This window comes from Sphingosinicella sp. LHD-64, assembly GCF_031157375.1.
Lineage (GTDB): Bacteria > Pseudomonadota > Alphaproteobacteria > Sphingomonadales > Sphingomonadaceae > Allosphingosinicella.
In genome coordinates, this window is record NZ_JAVIFV010000001.1 from 566,523 (window position 1) to 582,219 (window position 15,697).

Below are 15,697 nucleotides of genomic sequence, written 5' to 3' on the forward strand. Positions count from 1 at the left end.
TATTAACCATGTTAGTTAAGACTCTCCCAGCGAAGAAGGGGATGGTCATGAAGAAGCCGCTCGTCCTTGCCTTGCTTTCGGGTTTCGTCCTTGTCGGCGCCGCCTATCCCGAGGCGCCCACCCCCGCCGGCGCCGCGACCGCCCAGGCGCCCGCCGCCAGCTACCGCCCCTGCCGGCGCGGCGACCCAAGCGACGATCGCTGCATCCAGCTCTATGAGCGCAGCGTGCGCGCCTCCTATGCGCGCTGGCAGGCTGCCCATGGCGGGGAGCGGGTCGAGGCCGCTGCCGCCGAGCCGCAACGCGAGCGTCCGGCCCGCCGCACCCATCAGCTCGCCGCCAACGAGCGCTGCGCCACCGACAGCCCGAGCCATGCCCGTCATCGGGACGAGACCGAGAGCGACGTCCGCGGCATGTAGCGCCATCGTGGCTTGACGGCGGGGATGTGGCGGGGAACGTTCGCGCCACGTCCCAGCCGCCGAGGTGCCCGTGATTCGACCCGTCCTGCTCTGCGCCCTGCTGGCGCTCGCCCCCCTCCCCGTCCTCGCCCAGCCCCAGGCCGTCCAGACGCGACAGATCGGCACCGCGCGGCTCGAGAACGTGCCGGAGATCCCGGCCGAGGTGCGCACCGCCGTCCAGCGCTACCAGAATTATCGCGAGGCGCGCTTCCAGGACTGGCTGCCCGACGGATCGATGCTGATCACCACGCGATTCGGCACCACGGCACAGGTTCACCGCGTCGCCGCCCCCGGGACCGCGCGGACCCAGCTGACCTTCTACGACGAGCCGATCGCGGGCGCGCAGACTGTGCCCGGTACCAACCACTTCCTGTTCGGCCGCGACACCGGCGGCGACGAGTGGTTCCAGCTCTACGCCCGGGCAGTGGAAGGCGGCGCGGCCGGACAGCTCACCGAGCCCGGGACGCGCAACCAGTCGCCCACCTTCAGCCGCGATGGACGGCTGCTCGCCTGGTCGCGGGCCAGCCGGGGGTCGGCCGATTATGCGATCATGATCGCCGATCCGCAGGATCCCTCGACCCGGCGGGTCGCCTGGCAGGGCACCGGCGCGGTCGGGCCGGTCGACATCTCGGCCGACAATAGCCGCATCCTGATCGCGCGCGGCCTTTCCAACCGCGAGACGCGACTGATGATCCTCGATCTGGCCACGGGCCAGGTGCAGGAACTCGCCTGGTCGGCGGCGACTCCGGCGCGCTACGAGGAGCCGCGCTTCGTCCGCGACGGCCGCGCCATCCTCGCCATCACCGACGCCGGCAGCGACGTGCGCCGGCTGGTCGAGATCGACATCGCCACCGGCGAGCGGCGGCCGGTCTCGCCCGAAAGCCGCTGGGACGTCGAGGATTACGACCTCTCCGACGACGGGCGCGCGCTCGCTTATGCGATGAACGAGGACGGCTTCTCGCGCGTCGTCGTGCAGGACTTCGTCACCCGCCGCGCCTTGCCCCAGCCGGAGGCGTTGCCGCGCGGCGTGCTGACCGGGCTCGAATTCTCGCCGGACGGACAAAAGCTGGCGATCGGCATGACGACCGCGACCAGCGCGGGCGACGTCTGGACCTTCGACCTTACCGGCCGCGACGGGCTGGAGCGCTGGACAATGTCGGAGCTCGGCGACCTCGATCCCGCGCAGCTCGCCTCGCCCGAGCTGATCCGCTTCGAGAGCTTCGATCGGCTTTCGGTCCCGGCCTTCGTCTATCGGCCGCGCAATGTCCTGGCGGGGACACGGACGCCGGTGATCATCGATATCCATGGCGGGCCGGAGGCGCAGACGCGGCCGGGCTGGAATCCGGGCGCGCAATATTTCGCGGATGTGCTCGGCGCGACCGTGATCCTGCCCAACGTCCGCGGATCGGACGGTTACGGCACCCGCTACCTCAATCTCGACAATGCCGAGAAGCGGGAGGACAGCGTGCGCGACATCGGCGCTTTGCTCGACTGGATCGGCCGGCAGCCGAACCTGGATCCCGCGCGCGTCGCGGTCTACGGCCAGTCCTATGGCGGCTATATGTCGCTGGCGGTCATGACCCATTACAGCGACAGACTGGTCGGCGGGGTCGAACGCTACGGCATCTCGAACTGGATCAGCTTCCTTGAGAACACCGAGGCCTATCGGCGCGACAACCGGCGGGCGGAATATGGCGACGAGCGCAACCCCCAGATGCGGGCGGTGTTCGAGCGGATCTCGCCGCTCGCCAACATCCGCCGGATCGGGCGGCCGATGCTGGTGATGCAGGGCGCGAACGACCCGCGCGTGCCGCAATCGGAGTCCGACCAGGTGGTGCGCGACCTCAGGGCCAACGGGGTCGAGACTTGGTACGTGCTGTTCGCCGACGAGGGGCACGGCTTCCAGAAGAAGCACAACAACGATCTGAGGCGCGAGGTCGAGACGGTGTTTCTCCGCCGGCTTTTCGAGGCTCCCTGACGTCATCCCGGCGAAGGCCGGGATCCCGTAGAGAGTGCGCGCTGCCGGATGGTCTGGCGCCGACCCAACCTGGGACCCCCGGCCTTCGCCGGGGTGACGATGTCGATCATTCGCGGCCGTACCATTCGTCGAGCCGCATGAGCTGGTCGTAGTCGCCATAGGGTGCATATTCCAGGTGGAGCTTGGCCGTGAAGGGCTCTTCTCCGGTCAGCCATTGTGCCGCGGCGCCGATGAAGTTGCGGGCCGCTGCCGTGGTGAAGTCCGCGACGTCCATGCCGGTACGACCGCCGACCGGGCTGGCGACATAGCCGAGGCTGCCGGCCTTGCGGGCCAAGCTCCAATATTCAAAGAAGGCTGCGGCGCCCTCGATGCCTTCGAATCCACCGCGTTCGGCAATGAGGCCGAGCAGGCCGAGCTGGAGCGAATAGCCCTCCGACACTGCCTTGTTCGAAGGCGGCTTGCCGGTCTTGTAATCGACGATGGCGAGGCTGCCATCGGGAAGGCGGTCGATGCGGTCCGCCTTGCCGCCCAGGGTGACGCCGGCAATCTCGATCTCGCCCCAGGCCTCGGCCTTGAGCGGCAAGCGGCCGGCGGCGCGGTTCTTCTCGACCTCGGCGGCGATGAAGTCGATCGCTTCCAAGAGGCGCGGCTGCCAGAGCGCGCGCATCAGCGGATGGGCGTCGGCGCCGGCGAGCAGGGCCTCGGCGCGGGGGCGCAGCTTCGCCGGGTCGCACGCGTCCTCCTTCATCCAGGCTTCGAGCACGGCATGGACCGCGATGCCCCGCCACGCGGCGGTGGGATCGGCATCGACCGCGTCGAGCGCGGAAAGGCCGAGGATGCGGCGGGCGTAGAAAGCGAAAGGATCGGCTTTCAGGCGATCAACTTCGGTGACCGAGATTCGGCGCGGACGCTCCCTCGGCGCCGGCGCGGGACGGCCGGCGGGACGATAACCGCCCGGCTTGTCGATCGCCTGCGCCCATTTGCGACAGGCCGGCGCACGGGTGAGGCCACCGGTCATCGCCTCCAGCCTGAGCCAGAAGCGCGAGGCGACGGCGGGCGCGCGGGCATCGCGGCGGGCGCGGGTGACGAGCACCTGCGGCGCGCCGAGGGCACAGGCGAAATCGTGCGCGGCGAGGCCGATCCGCCGCTCCAGCGACGGCAGGCCGAGATCGGCGCGCAGGCGCGGCGCGAGCCAGGGATCGGGCGCCGGCAGCGCCGGCCAGGTGCCCTCGTTGAGGCCGGCAAGGATCATGAGATCGGTCTGCTGCAGCCGCGCCTCGATCAGGCCCCAGATGAACAGGCGCGGGTGCTGACCATAGGGCGGACGGACCGCCTGGGCGGCGAGCAACCGCTCCAGCATCGCCGGAAAGGCCGCGACCGCCACCGTCTCCGGCCCCTCCCCCGCGGCCTCCTCGAGACGGGCGAGGAGATCGGCGGCGGCGCGGCCGGCGGGACCGGCCCAGACCGCATCGCCGGCCAGCGCCTGCGCCGCCTCGCGGACCGCAGCGAGGAGGTCGAAGAAGCGGCACCCGGCGCCGAAGGCCGTTTCCAGCGAACCCAGCAGCGGCGCCGCGTCCGAGGCCCACCAGAGCGCGACATCGCCCTTCAGATGGCGGGACAGGCCGTCGAGACCCGCCGGCGGGCGGGGGCCGCGCAGGGCGAAGTCGAGGTCGCGCGCGCCGTCGAGCCAGTCGAGCCTGCCCTCGCCCGTCCGGACCAGCGGATGCTTGAGGAGGGCGAGCAGCGGCACCGGGGCGAAGCGTTCGGCCACGGCCGTCGCGATGGCGAGGAGCAGGGTGCCGGGCGGGGTCTGGGAAAGCGGACGGCCGGCGCTGTCGTCGGCCTCGATGCCCCAACGCTTGAGGTGCGCGCAGACGCGGGCGGCGAGGTTGCGGTCGGGCGTCACCAGGGCGGCAGTGCGCTCCGGCGTCTCCAGCGCCTCGCGCAGCGCAATGGCGATCGCCTGCGCCTCCTCGGCCGGATCGGCGAGCTCCAGCGCGCGGACGCCGGTGAGGCGGCGATCGGCGGGCTTCAGCGCCTGCCATTTGCGGGTGAAGGCGGGCGGCGCCATGGCGTTGGCAATGGCGCGGCTGCGCGCTGCCGGGGCATCACGGCCGCTGCCCCGGCGCCAGCGCCCGACCTCGCCGCGGCCGACGCCCATCCGGTCGAGCAGCAGCTTCAGCTGGAACTGCGGATGGGTCTCGATCGCGGGGCGGCGACGGCCGGTGGCGGGATCGGGCTCGTGGGGGCCGAGTGCCGCCCACTCCTCGTCCGGCATGGCGAGATCGAGCGCGGGGAGCACGACCATGCCCTTGGGCAGGCGCGCAACGGTGCGCAGCAGCCGGGCGACGGCGGGTGCGGTGGTGGTGATGCCGGCGGCGCAGGCGAAGCCGGCGGGCGGCCGTTCGCGCCAGCGCTTCGCCACGGCATCGAGGAGCCGGTTGCGGCGATCGGCGAGGTCGATCCGGCCACGCTCGGCAAGGATGCGCGGCCAATCGTCGAGGATCAGCTGTAGACGATCGAGCGACTTCTGCCAGTGGAGCGAAAGATCGGGCACCTCCGCAGCGAAGGTTCCGAGGCGGGCGGGATCGACCTCCTCGACGCGCAATTGATCGAGTGTGCGGCCGAGATCCTCGGCGAGGCGGAGCGCCTCGGCGGCGTCGGGACCATGGTGGCGCTGGACCAGCCGGGCGAGCAGCATCAGCCGCTCGACCGGATCGATTGCGGCAGGGATCGGCGCCGTGTCGTCGAGCGGCTCCAGCGCGCCGCCGATCCGCTCGTCGAGCTCGGGATCGCCGATCGGCACGAGGCGGGGCAGCAGCAGGCCGCCGTCCGAGCGGCGCACGAAGGCGTCCTGCACCGCCCGCACCGCGCGGTTGTTCGGCAGCAGCAGCAGCCCGCGGGCGAGACCCGTCTTCTCCCGCCCGAACCGCGCGATCAGGCCGGCAGCGAGCGCGTCGGCGAACGACCGGTGCGGCGGAATGGTGAAGACGGCGGGGATCACACCCACCAGATTAGCCGTGATGCGGGCGAAGTCGAGATTGGCCATTCCCCGTGTCGGATTTCGATCGTTCCAGGCCCCAGGTCCGAAAGGGTCACAAGCGCCTCTTGCGGTCCTGGATTGCGCTCGAGCATCGGCCATGTTTCTGTACATCGGGACCCACGCATGAAGCGCATCCTCATCACCGGCATGTCCGGCACCGGCAAATCGGCCGTGATCGGCGAGTTGCGGCGCCGCGCATATCGCGCGGTCGATCTGGACACGCCCCAATGGTCGCACTGGGCTGATGCCGCGCCGGAGGACCACCTGACGCCGCGCGCGGGACAGGATTGGGTCTGGCGGGAGGATCGCGTTCGGGACCTGCTCTCGCGACGCGACGGGGAGGACCTGTTCGTCAGTGGTTGCGCCACCAACATGAGCAAGCTGTTCGACGTGATCGATACGATCATCCTGCTCTCCATGCCGCTGGACACGCTCATGGGCCGGCTCGCAGCCCGGCGGCCAGGGGGATATGGCCACATGGCGGACGAGCGCCGGAAGATCGCCGAACTCGTTGCGACGATCGAGCCGTTGCTGCGGCGATCCGCAGATCATGAGATCAACACGGCACGGTCCGTCACCGACGCGGTCGAGGACGTTTTGACGCTGGTGAAGTCGCGCTAGCAGGCGATGATCTACAGGAAGGACCAGACGATCGGCCGCGACGAGGATTGGCGGCCTCGCCACGCTTCGCTATGAGGCGTCTCACGGCCCGGTGCCTGTTGGCACGGGACCATGGTTCGGCGATTCGGCGGGGCGGGTTGCGAATGGTCCTTTCAGGGCCAGTGTGCGTCTGGACGAGAAGGAGCGGCCCCGCCTGTAAGCCTATGAATGGAAATCTGAGCCTCCGGTCGCGGCCGGCGCCCTCCGGGCCGCGCCGCGCAACGATGATCGCCGGCCTGTTCTGGCTGACGAGCTATGCAATCCTCTCGCTCTGGTCGGCGCTGCGCATCGACGGCGCAATCCCGATGCTGAGCGCGCCGCGTTTCTTCGGGACGCTGGTCGGAGCGTTCGCGCTCTGGGTGATCGTGACGCGACTCGAGAGGACGGAAACCAGGGCGTTTCCTCACCCGCTCGCCGTCATTCCCGCGATCCTTCCAGCCGCCCTGGCCGTCCTCCTGACCAGCTTGGTGACCTATCAGGTCTGGCCGAACCATCTGATCCGGTTCAACGACCATCTCCGCTGGGTCATGGTCTGGGCGGGTTATTTCGGCACCGGGCTCGGTCTCTATCTCGCCTGTGACATCTACGGCCGGCTGCGCCGCGCGCACCTCGCGCCGACAGACCGGGCGGGTGCGCCGGAAACGATATCCGTTCCGATGACCAATCAGGCAATGCGGACACCTGCCCGCAGCGGCGCAGTCGTGCCGGCAGACGATTGGGATTGGCTGATCGACGCGATCGCGGACGAGATGGCTGCGGCCCCCGAGGCCGACCGCCATGTCATCGCAGCGCGCCTCATGTCGAAGGCGGGGTATCGGATGGCGGACGATCGCCTGATGCCGGACCACAATATGCGGCTGGATCTGGTGGAGCGCATCGTGGGAAAGATGCGGTAGTCGAAGGGATCGACGGGGCTGGTTCTGGTCCCATTCTTCCCTGAAACCCGTGCCTACCCCTCCCGCAGCATCTCCTCCGCCTGGCGGATGCTCTCGGGACGACCGACGTCGAACCACAGGCCCTGGTGGACGGCGCCGCAGCAGCGCCCGGCCTCGATCGCGCGGTCCCAGAGGAGGTTGGTGCTGAACGCCCCCTCCGGCAGCGCGCCCTCGAACAGGCGCTTCGAGACCATCTGGATGCCGGTATAGACGAAGGGCGCGACGCCCTTGGGCTTGCGGCGCCTGAGCTGTCCGACGGCACTCATGTGGAAATCGCCGCGGCCGGCGTGGCAATGGGCGCGGGCCAGCGGCACGAGCAGGAGAAGCGCGTCCATCTTCGCGTCGTCCCAGAAGGAGGCGAGCAGCTTCAGCGTGTCGATCGGGCCGTCGATCCAGAGATTGTCGGAATTGACGACGAGAAAGGGATCGGCGTCGATCTGCGGCAGCGCCCGGACCAGGCCGCCGCCAGTTTCGAGCAGCACGTCGCGCTCGTCGGAAATCGTGATCTCAATGCCTTCGACACGATTCTTGAGATGCCCTTCGATCGCACCAGCGAGATAGTGAACGTTGACCACAGCCTTTCGGACGCCCGCCGCGCGCAGGCGATCGAGCGTGTGATCGAGCAGCGGCTTGCCGGCGACCTCGATCAACGGCTTCGGCCGGGTGGCGGTCAGCGGGCGCATGCGCTTGCCGAGGCCCGCCGCCATCACCATCGCCGTCTTCGGCACTGCGGCACCCGGATCGGGGCGGAGCGCCAGCGGCTTCTTGTAGCGGCTCATGCGGGCACTCCGTTCGCCCAGGCGGCGGCGCGCTTGTCCTGGGGGATATGGGCATCGAACCAGGCCCTGACGGGGGCGAGGTTGGGGTCGGCGAGATCGCGCTCGAGCAGGCCCCACATGCGCGGCTGGTAGCCGAGATAATGGGGCTTGCCATCGCGCTTCCAGAGGCGGGTGAAGACGCCGAGGATGCGGGTGTTGCGCTGGGCGGCGAGCGCCCAATAGGCGCGCTCGAAGCCGGTCGCGTGGCCGGTGGCGTCGAGATAGCGCCGAAGCATTGCCGTCTCGATCGCCGGGGTCACGTCGCGGCGGGCGTCCTCCAGCACCGAGGCGAGATCGTAGGCCGGGTGGCCGGCGAGCGCGTCCTGGAAATCGAGCAGGCCGAGATGGCGGATGCCCTCTCGCCCCCCCACGAGCATGATGTTCTCGGCATGGTAGTCGCGCAGCACTGTGACCGGACCGAGGCCGTCGGCTGCGACCGGCGCCAGCACTTCGGTCCAGGCCGTCCGATAGGCGTCGGCGTCCACGTCAAGTCCCAGCGCGGGACAATACCAGTCGGGGAACAGAGTCAGTTCGGACAGCCATTCGTCGGGACCGTGCGGCCGTAGGCCCGGCATGGGCGGCTGGCCATGGAGATGGATGAGGAGGTCGGTCGCCTGTTCGTAGAGCGCCCGCTCGCGGTCCGGCGTGTCGTCGAGCGTCTCGCGCAGACGTATGTCGCCGAAATCGTCGAGCAGCAGCAGGCCGCGCTCATAGTCGCTGGCGAGGATGCGCGGCGCCGAAAGGCCGGCATGGGCGAGCCACTCGGCGACCGCGACGAACGGCTTTGGATCCTCGTGCGGCGGCGGCGCGTCCATCAGCACCGCGCTCTCGCCCTCGCGCAAAACGCGGAAATAGCGGCGAAAGCTCGCATCGCCGGCGAGCGGCCTGATCTCGGCGCCGGCCCAGCCGTGGGCGGCGAGGAAATCGGGCGCGTAGGACGGCGGAATCATCGGGGCGGCCATCGCGTTCCCCAAGCGGGCGGCACCTCGGCTGTCAAGGCGCGGCCGGCGCCGTCCGCCGCCAGCGTGAGGCAGAGCGTTTGCGGCCAGAGGCCGGGGAGCCGCTCCGGCCATTCGATCAGCAGCGCACCGTCGATCAGCGCGTCGTCGAGGCCGAGCTCGTCGAGCTCGCGCGCCTCCTCGATGCGGTAGAGATCGACGTGCCAGACCGGCAGGCGCACGTCGGGCGGATCATAGGCCAAGACGATCGGGAAGGTCGGACTCGCGACGTCGCCCGCGTGGCCGAGACCGTGGAGCAGGCCGCGGGCCAGCGTCGTCTTGCCGGCGCCCAGCGTGCCGTGGAGGGCGACCGCGTCGCCGGGACGGATCAGCGGGGCGAGCGAACGGCCGAAGGCTTCGGTGGCGTCGGCATCGGCCAGACGAATGGTCATGCGGGATCCGCGGCCCCCTGCTCCCCGGCATAGGCCGCCTGCTGGTCGGCGGTGCGGGGAAGGTGGATGGTGACGGTGGTCCCCTGCCCCACCTTCGATTCGAGCGCGATCGAGCCGCCATGCGCTTCGACGAACTGGCGGGCGAGCGGCAGGCCGAGGCCGACCGCGGCGGCGTCCTGGGTGCGCCCGTCAACGGTGCGGGTGAAGCGATCGAAGACACGCGCCTGGTCCGCCGCCGCGATGCCGCGACCATTGTCGGAGACGATGAGCCGCGCCTCCTTCGCATTGCCGTCGGCACGCAAGAGCACACGGCCGTCCTCGTCCGTGTAGCGCAGCGCATTCTCGACGATATTTCCGAGGGCCTGGCCGAGCCGACGCAGGTCCCCGGTGATGATGCCGACCGAGGGGTCGATCTCGACGGCGAGCGCGACCTTGCGCTTGACCGCAAAGTCGCGCGCCGCGGCGGCCGTCTCCTCGCACAAGTTGGCGAGATCGACCTCGTCCTCGGCGAGCAGCAGGCTACCCATGTCGCTCTGGGTGAGATCGAGGACATTGTCGATGAGGGCCCCCAGCCGCGCGACGCTGTCCAGGATGGCGGCGACATAATCGGACGCGAGATCGGGCAGCTCACCGGCATAGCCTGCCGACAGCATCTCCGCGAACCCGCCGATCGAGGTGAGTGGAGTCCGAAGCTCATAGCTCATGTTGGAGACGAATGCGGTCTTGAGGCGGTCCGCCTCCTCGAGCGCCTCGGTGCGCTCGCGCAACGCCGCCTCCACCTTCCGGCTGTCGGTGATGTCGAGCATGGTGAAGAGGGCAGCGCCGTCGGGGAGCGGCACGGCGGCGAACTCGAACTCGCGCCCGTCGATCAATGCGACCCGACCGGAGCGCGCCTTGCGCTCCTGCGTCGCACTGCGCACCAGCTCGCGGACCAGGCCGGCATGATTGGAGCGCTTGAGGCGTGCCGCCAGGTGCGGGGTGAGCGTATCGACGCGCGGATGGGCGGCGAGCTGCGCCTCCTCGAACCCCCACAGCTCCTTGAAACGGTTGTTCCAGAGGCTGAGCCGCCCGTCCGACGAAAAGACGCTGATCGCCTCGAACAGGTTGTCGAACGTGGCCGAGCGAACCCGGAGCAGCGTGTCGCGGGCGGACGCGAGCTGGATCTGCTCGGTGCGGTCCTCGAAGATGAGCAGCAGGCCGCCGTCGGGCAGCGGCTGGGCGACGACGCGCAGATGCTTCCCGCCGGGGAGCAGCCACTCCTCCTCGTCCGCCCCGGGGCCGCTGATGAACCAGTCGCGCCGCTCCTGCTTCCAGACGGGGAAGTCGCGCACTTCGGGCAGGTTGCCGGCGTCACGCATCGCATCGATCACCCGCTCGAATTCCGGGCGGTCGGCCAGGAATTCGGCCGTCAGCTCGAACAGGCGGGCAAAGGGCTGGTTGAAGAAGATGAGGCTGCGGTCGCGGCCGAACTGGGCGACGCCGGCCGAGAGGCGATCGAGCATGTCGCGCTGGGCGCGCACGAAGCGGACCAGCTCAGCGCGCGCCTCCTCCTGATCCTCGACGTCGATCGCGTAGCCGGCGACGCCCTGATTGCCGAGCGGCACCTCGACGACGCGCATCATCCGCCGCTCGCCGGCGATGGTGACGGGGACGGTGCGGTGCGTCGCCTCCTGCTGGTCGCGGACCCGGGCGGCGTCGAGGCGCGGGCTCTGACCGGCGGACTCGTCGATGAGCTCGACACCCTGACGGACGACGGCGGCGGCATCATCGCCCTCGACCGCGGCGACGTAGGCCGAATTGACCATGGCGAGCGACAGGTCTGGCCCGCGATGCCAGATCGGGAAGGGTGCGACCTCGATCAGGCGCGACAGGGCCTCGAGCGCAGCACTGCGCCGGTCGAGCCGGGCCCGCACCACGGCCGCCTGCCCCTCCGCCTCGGTCACGTCCTGGAACCAGAGCAGCACGGTGCCGTCGCCGCAACCCATGGGCGCCGGCGCCCCTTCGATCCGGAAGATGCGCTGCGAGCCTTCGGGGCGCGCGGTGAGGCCGAAGCGGTCGCCGGCACGCGCTGCGGCGATGCCGGCGGCGAGCGCCGAGGCGTCCTCGCTCTGCCAGGGGCCGCCGGGCGCAGCGAGGTCCGGCCAGGTTTCGGGAATCGCGACCAGGCCCAGAGCGCCGGCCAGCCGCTCGGTTCCTGCAATCCTGCCATCGGTGCCGATCAGCAGCGGCATCGCCGCACCGGCCCCGAGCAGAGCCGCGAGCCGCCGGTTTTCGCCGAGCACCGCGGCGGCCTCGGCCGCCTGTCCGCGGGCGCGCAGCACCGCCCACAGCGCCACCGCCAGCCAGATGCCGGCGACGAGCGCGATAAGGGCAGCCGCAGTGGGGGAAAGCGCCATCAGCGCCAGTGTCTAGACGCGAGGACGGCGTTACGAAAGCCGTGCCGGCATCGGGCGGTTCGAGCGGGCTCGAACTGTCGCGATGCCGGCGCGGACGGTCGCTCAGTAACGATAGTGATCCGGCTTGAACGGCCCTTCGACCGGGACACCGATATAGTCGGCCTGGCGCTGGTTGAGAATGGTGAGCTTGACGCCGAGCTTGTCGAGGTGAAGCGCCGCGACTTTCTCGTCGAGATGCTTGGGCAGGACATAGACCTCGTTGTTGTACTGATCCGATTTGGTCCAGAGCTCGATCTGGGCCAGCACCTGATTGGTGAAGCTGGAGCTCATCACGAAGCTCGGATGGCCGGTGGCGTTGCCGAGGTTGACGAGGCGACCCTTCGAGAGGACGATGATCTTCTTGCCGTCCGGGAACTCGACCTCGTCGACCTGCGGCTTGATCTCGGTCCACTTGAAGTTCTGGAGCGCGGCGATCTGGATCTCGCTGTCGAAATGGCCGATGTTGCAGACGATCGCCATGTTCTTCATCGCGCGCATATGGTCGAGCGTCAGCACGTCCATGTTGCCGGTGGCGGTGACGAAGATGTCGGCGCGGGTGGCGGCCTCCTCCATCGTCACGACCTCATAGCCCTCCATCGCCGCCTGCAGCGCGCAGATCGGGTCGATCTCGGTGACGAGGACCCGAGCGCCACCGTTGCGCAAGCTGGCGGCCGAGCCCTTGCCGACGTCGCCGAAGCCGGCGACGCAGGCGACCTTGCCGGCGAGCATCACGTCGGTGGCGCGGCGGATCGCGTCGACCAGCGATTCCTTGCAGCCGTAGAGATTGTCGAACTTCGACTTGGTGACGCTGTCATTGACGTTGATCGCCGGGAACGGAAGTTTGCCCTGTTTGGCAAGTTCGTACAGGCGATGGACGCCGGTGGTGGTCTCCTCGGAGACGCCCTTGATGGTCTGGACGGTCCTGGTGAGGTAGCCCGGACGCTCCTTCAGGAAGCGGTTCAGCGTCGCGGCGAAGATCTCCTCTTCCTCGTTGGTCGGGGTGAACAGCGTCTCCCCGGCTTCGACCCGCGCGCCCCAGAGCGCGAACATGGTGGCGTCGCCACCGTCGTCGAGGATCATGTTGCAGGTCTCCTCCTGACCCCAGTCGAAGATGCGGATGACATAGTCCCAATAGTCTTCGAGGCTCTCGCCCTTGATCGCGAACACCGGCACGCCCGACGCGGCGATCGCGGCGGCGGCATGGTCCTGGGTCGAGAAGATGTTGCAGGATGCCCAACGGACTCTCGCACCCAAAGCGGTGAGCGTCTCGATCAGCACCGCGGTCTGGATCGTCATGTGGAGCGAGCCGGTGATCCGCGCGCCGGCGAGCGGCTTCGACGCGCCATATTCGGCGCGCAGGGCCATCAGACCGGGCATCTCGGTCTCGGCGATCTCCATCTCCTTGCGGCCGAAGGCGGCAAGCGAGATGTCATGGACCACATAATCGTCGAACGAAGTCTGGGGCTGGGTCGCCACGTAGCGTCTCCTGAAAGGCCGGGAGCCGCCCGGAATAGGGCGGCCGCACCGCGGCTCCCTAGTCGCGCATGCGCGCAAATGCAAATATAAAGATGTCTTTATATCCGGATTTCCGCGCGGCCGGCCGAAGCTCAGGCGCGCCGGTGCCGCACCACCGGATTGCGCGCATCGACGAGTTCGAACCCCGGATTGTCGCGGATGAATTCGTCGACAGCGGTCCGACAGCCTTCATAGTCGTGATAGTCGTCGATGACGATCGCGCCGCCAAGGCTGAGGCGGCGGGCGGTCTCGCCGAGGCAGAATCTGACGGGATCGTACCAGTCGCAATCGATATGGGCGAAAGCGATCCGATCGACGCCGAGCGTCGGCCAGGTCTCCTCGAACAGCCCCTTCACCAGCCGGATGCGCTCGCCGTCCATCGGTGTGCCGTAATAGAGGAGCTGGGTGCAGGCATGCTCGTAGAGATCATGGCGATAGCCGTAATAGGGGTCGCCGCCGATCCCGATCGACCGGCGTTCGACGATGTCCTGGTAGCGCTGCTTCGATTTCGCATCGTCCTTGAGCGAAGTCGGCTCCGGAATCATGCCGAACACGTCCAGGCCGTAGAAGCGGCGTTCGGCCGAAGCCTCCCGGGCGAGCAGGACAGTCGACCCGCCGAGGGCGACGCCGAATTCGATGATGTCGCCGGGCACGCCTGCGCCGATCGTTTCATGGAGGCGGCGCTCGATGTGGCGGAGCTTGCCCGGGTGGAGATAGGTGAGCCGCCGGCGCAGCACCGACCGGGCGAGCGGGCTCAGCGACCAGAAATCGACGAGGCGATGCGCCCTCCCCCGCATTCCACGCAGCATCCGACATCCTCTTGCAATGACGGCAAGGCAACGCCCCATCGCCGGAAGGGTCCGGCCGGATTCGGCGGACGGCCTTCCGGTTGCGCCGGATCGAAGGTCGCCTAGGGCGGATCGACATTCAGTTTTGTACCCTCTCCCTTGAGGGAGAGGGCAGGGTGAGGGTGTCGGGCATTTGAGACTATTCTCGGAGGCAGAACCCCCTCACCCCAACCCTCTCCCCGCCGGGGAGAGGGAGTTTCATGCTGAATGTCGATTGGTCCTAGGCTTCTTCGGGACCCGGCTCGAGATGGCGCAGCTTGTCCGGATTGCGCACCACATAGACGCCGGCGATCCGGTCATTCTCGATCAGCAATGCCGTGGTCTGGAGCATGCCGTCGGCCTCGCGGGTGACGAAGCCCGGCAGGCCGTTGATCATGCGATAGCCGACCAGCTCGTAGCGGCCCTGGCGGAGCAGCCGGGCCAGGGTGGCGAACACCGTCACCGCCTCGTTGATGCCGTAATAGGGCCGGGCCGCTGCGGCGCGCTTGCCGCCGCCGTCGGAGAAGATCGCGACATCGTCGGCCAGCATGCTGCGCAATGCGCCCATGTCGCCGCTGCGCGAGGCCTGGAAGAAGGCCCTGGCGATCTCGAGGCCGCGCTCCTTCGCCACCGGGAAACGGGGCCGGTCGGCGCGGACATGAGTGCGTGCCCGGGTGGCGAGCTGGCGGCAGGCGGCAGGCTCGCGCTCCAGCGTCGCGGCGACCTCGTCGAAGGAGAGGCCGAACACGTCGTGGAGCAGGAAGGCGGCGCGCTCCAGCGGCGAGAGGCGGTCGAGCGCCATGAGGAGCGGCAGCGTCACATCCTCGTCCATGTCGCGCTCGGCCTCCGGCGCCACCACCGGCTCGGGGAGCCAGGGTCCGACATAGAGCTCACGGCGGCGGCGCGCCGACTTGAGCTGGTCGAGGCAAAGGCGCGTGACCATCCGCCTCAGGAATGCCTCGGGCTCGCGCACCGCATCGCGGTCCGTCCGCAGCCAGCGCACGAACGCTTCCTGCACCATATCCTCGGCATCGGCGACCGAGCCGAGCATCCGGTAGGCGACACGCTGCAGCGTCGGCCGCAGCGGCGCGAACACCGCTGCGGCCTCGGCGGAGACGTCTGCCCCGGCGTTCATGCCGCGTCCGCCAATGCACTCTCCCTGTCCTCGTAGAACAGGCGGAAGCCGACGGCGAACCGATTCCAGCCGCTGGTGGCATTGATCCGCAAGGTGAGCTTCACCTGCTCCTCCTCGCTGAAATGCTCGGCGAATGCCGCATAGGTCTCGTCGTCCGGCGCGCCGCGTACGGCGATCATCGTCAGCGCTTCGGCCCAGGCCAATGCCGCCCGCTCGCGTGCGCTGAAGACGGGCGCCTCGCGCCATACGCTCAGGAGATGAAGCCGCTGCTCGCTCTCGCCGTCCCGGCGGGCCTCCCTGGTGTGCATGTTGACGCAGTTCGCGCAGCCGTTGAGCTGCGAGACGCGGGTCGTGACGAGGTGGACCAGGCCGGGCTCGAGGCCGTCGGCGGCGACCTTCTGGCTATAGGCCACCCAGCTCCCGATCGCGTCCGGGGCGGGTTTGAAGATGTTCAATCGTGCGGTCATGTCAGTCATCCTTTCGCCTGCTGGTGCAGACAAGACGAG

The 15,697-nt window shown here is 69.1% G+C and carries 13 protein-coding genes; 4 read left to right on the forward strand and 9 right to left on the reverse strand.

The annotated features are described in order from the left end of the window. Positions 1-47 precede the first annotated feature (47 nt). Both RCO27_RS02780 and RCO27_RS02785 read left to right on the forward strand, forming a co-directional pair. The gene (locus RCO27_RS02780) at positions 48-416 is read left to right on the forward strand and encodes a hypothetical protein (RefSeq protein WP_309001113.1); all 369 of its coding nucleotides are present in this window, start codon (positions 48-50) and stop codon (positions 414-416) included. A gap of 70 nt (positions 417-486) precedes the next feature. Next, the gene (locus RCO27_RS02785; protein WP_309001114.1) at positions 487-2,433 is read left to right on the forward strand and encodes a prolyl oligopeptidase family serine peptidase; all 1,947 of its coding nucleotides are present in this window, start codon (positions 487-489) and stop codon (positions 2,431-2,433) included. A gap of 106 nt (positions 2,434-2,539) precedes the next feature. Here the strand turns inward: RCO27_RS02785 and addB are convergent, their stop codons facing one another. Continuing rightward, complete coding sequence (addB, locus tag RCO27_RS02790; RefSeq protein WP_374990347.1) at positions 2,540-5,437, reverse strand: double-strand break repair protein AddB; 2,898 nt, start codon at positions 5,435-5,437, stop codon at positions 2,540-2,542. A gap of 162 nt (positions 5,438-5,599) precedes the next feature. Here addB and RCO27_RS02795 point away from each other — a divergent pair, with 162 nt between their 5' ends. Next, the gene (locus RCO27_RS02795) at positions 5,600-6,097 is read left to right on the forward strand and encodes an AAA family ATPase (RefSeq protein WP_309001116.1); all 498 of its coding nucleotides are present in this window, start codon (positions 5,600-5,602) and stop codon (positions 6,095-6,097) included. 263 nt (positions 6,098-6,360) lie between these two features. Further along, positions 6,361-7,032, forward strand: a complete 672-nt coding sequence (locus tag RCO27_RS02800; RefSeq protein WP_309001117.1) for a hypothetical protein — start codon at positions 6,361-6,363, stop codon at positions 7,030-7,032. Positions 7,033-7,085: 53 nt separating this feature from the next. On the opposite strand, the gene RCO27_RS02805 is transcribed toward RCO27_RS02800, so the two are convergent. The 8 genes from RCO27_RS02805 to RCO27_RS02840 form a co-directional block, all read right to left on the reverse strand. Next, positions 7,086-7,850: a nucleotidyltransferase family protein gene (locus tag RCO27_RS02805; protein WP_309001118.1), complete on the reverse strand. Its 765-nt coding sequence runs from the start codon at positions 7,848-7,850 to the stop codon at positions 7,086-7,088. Continuing rightward, entirely contained in the window at positions 7,847-8,851 is a 1,005-nt protein-coding gene (locus RCO27_RS02810; RefSeq protein WP_309001119.1) for a phosphotransferase, read from the reverse strand. Before RCO27_RS02810 ends, RCO27_RS02805 begins: the two co-directional genes overlap by 4 nt. Continuing rightward, entirely contained in the window at positions 8,836-9,279 is a 444-nt protein-coding gene (gene tsaE, locus RCO27_RS02815; protein WP_309001120.1) for a tRNA (adenosine(37)-N6)-threonylcarbamoyltransferase complex ATPase subunit type 1 TsaE, read from the reverse strand. The genes RCO27_RS02810 and tsaE overlap by 16 nt, the downstream gene beginning before the upstream one ends. Continuing rightward, positions 9,276-11,675 carry a PAS-domain containing protein gene (locus RCO27_RS02820; protein ID WP_309001121.1) on the reverse strand — a complete coding sequence of 800 codons (2,400 nt, stop codon included), beginning with the start codon at positions 11,673-11,675 and terminating at the stop codon, positions 9,276-9,278. Before RCO27_RS02820 ends, tsaE begins: the two co-directional genes overlap by 4 nt. A gap of 102 nt (positions 11,676-11,777) precedes the next feature. Further along, entirely contained in the window at positions 11,778-13,190 is a 1,413-nt protein-coding gene (gene ahcY / locus RCO27_RS02825) for an adenosylhomocysteinase (RefSeq protein WP_309001122.1), read from the reverse strand. 131 nt (positions 13,191-13,321) lie between these two features. After that, complete coding sequence (locus RCO27_RS02830; protein ID WP_309001123.1) at positions 13,322-14,038, reverse strand: TylF/MycF/NovP-related O-methyltransferase; 717 nt, start codon at positions 14,036-14,038, stop codon at positions 13,322-13,324. Positions 14,039-14,297: 259 nt separating this feature from the next. Next, positions 14,298-15,191: a sigma-70 family RNA polymerase sigma factor gene (locus tag RCO27_RS02835; protein ID WP_309001124.1), complete on the reverse strand. Its 894-nt coding sequence runs from the start codon at positions 15,189-15,191 to the stop codon at positions 14,298-14,300. After that, the gene (locus tag RCO27_RS02840; RefSeq protein WP_309001125.1) at positions 15,188-15,658 is read right to left on the reverse strand and encodes a carboxymuconolactone decarboxylase family protein; all 471 of its coding nucleotides are present in this window, start codon (positions 15,656-15,658) and stop codon (positions 15,188-15,190) included. Before RCO27_RS02840 ends, RCO27_RS02835 begins: the two co-directional genes overlap by 4 nt. Positions 15,659-15,697: the final 39 nt, after the last annotated feature.

What these genes read in the sequence shown, in the direction of transcription:
- RCO27_RS02840 (WP_309001125.1), bottom strand. Translation starts at nt 15,658, where the DNA reads ATGACCGCACGATTGAACATCTTCAAACCCGCCCCGGACGCGATCGGG.
- RCO27_RS02805 (WP_309001118.1), bottom strand. Translation starts at nt 7,850, where the DNA reads ATGAGCCGCTACAAGAAGCCGCTGGCGCTCCGCCCCGATCCGGGTGCC.
- RCO27_RS02800 (WP_309001117.1), top strand. Translation starts at nt 6,361, where the DNA reads ATGATCGCCGGCCTGTTCTGGCTGACGAGCTATGCAATCCTCTCGCTC.
- RCO27_RS02810 (WP_309001119.1), bottom strand. Translation starts at nt 8,851, where the DNA reads ATGGCCGCCCCGATGATTCCGCCGTCCTACGCGCCCGATTTCCTCGCC.
- RCO27_RS02820 (WP_309001121.1), bottom strand. Translation starts at nt 11,675, where the DNA reads ATGGCGCTTTCCCCCACTGCGGCTGCCCTTATCGCGCTCGTCGCCGGC.
- RCO27_RS02795 (WP_309001116.1), top strand. Translation starts at nt 5,600, where the DNA reads ATGAAGCGCATCCTCATCACCGGCATGTCCGGCACCGGCAAATCGGCC.
- tsaE (WP_309001120.1), bottom strand. Translation starts at nt 9,279, where the DNA reads ATGACCATTCGTCTGGCCGATGCCGACGCCACCGAAGCCTTCGGCCGT.
- RCO27_RS02780 (WP_309001113.1), top strand. Translation starts at nt 48, where the DNA reads ATGAAGAAGCCGCTCGTCCTTGCCTTGCTTTCGGGTTTCGTCCTTGTC.
- RCO27_RS02830 (WP_309001123.1), bottom strand. Translation starts at nt 14,038, where the DNA reads ATGCTGCGTGGAATGCGGGGGAGGGCGCATCGCCTCGTCGATTTCTGG.
- RCO27_RS02835 (WP_309001124.1), bottom strand. Translation starts at nt 15,191, where the DNA reads ATGAACGCCGGGGCAGACGTCTCCGCCGAGGCCGCAGCGGTGTTCGCG.